Source organism: Synechococcus sp. W70.1 (assembly GCF_047461515.1).
Taxonomy (GTDB): domain Bacteria; phylum Cyanobacteriota; class Cyanobacteriia; order Thermostichales; family Thermostichaceae; genus Thermostichus.
In genome coordinates this window covers 1-1,137 of sequence record NZ_JANSHH010000016.1, presented here as the reverse complement: position 1 = coordinate 1,137, position 1,137 = coordinate 1, and the positions used below count along the sequence as shown (strand labels likewise).

2 protein-coding genes are annotated in these 1,137 nt (G+C 57.4%); one reads left to right on the top strand and one right to left on the bottom strand.

Features of this window, described 5'->3' with window-relative positions; all coding sequences use genetic code 11:
* The first annotated feature begins 116 nt into the window (after positions 1-116).
* Complete coding sequence (locus NW808_RS03930) at positions 117-389, top strand: Lrp/AsnC family transcriptional regulator (protein ID WP_414420360.1); 273 nt, start codon at positions 117-119, stop codon at positions 387-389.
* Between the two features lie 101 nt (positions 390-490).
* On the opposite strand, the gene NW808_RS03925 is transcribed toward NW808_RS03930, so the two are convergent.
* On the bottom strand, positions 491-829 hold the full coding sequence (locus tag NW808_RS03925; protein WP_414420359.1) for a transposase: 339 nt from the start codon (positions 827-829) through the stop codon (positions 491-493).
* Positions 830-1,137 lie beyond the last annotated feature (308 nt).

The following is a 1,137-nucleotide window of genomic DNA, read 5'->3' as shown; positions in this document are numbered from 1 at the left end:
CCCCCTCGCTGCCCTGCGCTTCCTGGGGCTCTATGCGGTATAGCGGTCAAGTCTGGGCCGGGGTGGAGCTGTGAGGTAGCACACGGAGGTATGTGTTATACTAAGCTTGTATCGCCATGGTAACGGCATACGTACTGGTTCGGGCTCGTGCTCAGCGGATCAAGGGTTTGGGCGAAGAGATTGCTGAGATCCCCCAGGTAACTGAAGTTTACTCTGTTACTGGTCCCTATGACTTTATAGTAGTCCTGAAACTGAAAGACATTGAGGAGCTAGAAGATGCTATTACTAAGGGGATACTCCAGCTAGAAGGTGTAGAACGAACCAAAACGCTCCTGGCTTTCAGGCACTATCCGAAGAAACTTCTCGATCAGGGCTTCGGTATTGATTAAGGTCAAGTCGCGATTTTTGTGGGTTTCTCTTCCGCGGCCCAAAGCGGGTTCATGTCCAGGTAACGCCGGAAAGCCCAGTCTTCCGTGGCCCTTGGCCAGGTTCACCAGGCTACCCTCGCAGGGGAAGACCCTAACCACCCTGGTCCGCTTTGGACCCCCAGCCCCAAACAAACCGCCACTTCCCCGGTCATCCGCTTGTACCGCTCAAAGACCCCGGTCAGGAAAGTCCCCTCCCGGTCCCGGGGTACCCGGAGCTGGGCGATCCTGCCCGCCGGCGTGATGAGGTCCCGGGTGTAGTAGCCGTTCCGCTCCCCGCGGCGGCTTGGGGTGCGCTCACGGTAACCCGCAGCCAGGTGCTCGGTCATCTCTTCTTCCAACACCTGCTCGATGACGGCCTTGACCCCTTCCCGGATGCGCCGGCCCTTCTCCTCCTTGGTCAACCTCTTGAGCTCCTCTCGGTTCATTCCACCCTCCATGCTTAACCCACAAAATACGCGACACTACCAACTCCTCCCTGGTCTCACCTTGAGGCATTGATAAGAAATCCTTCCGAAGCCTTCCCTCAAGTAAAAGCACACGCTTAGCCAAGCGCCTATCGGAAAGGCCGAGGCTCTATCTCCCTCTGCTTAGAGGAAGGAAGCAGGAGGACTTCATATGAGTCATCTACACGTCTCCCTCGCACTACAGGTGGGTGGTGAAGCGGGAAAGGCCTAGGAGCCTGGCCTCTTCCAGAAGGGCCTCCCGGGCC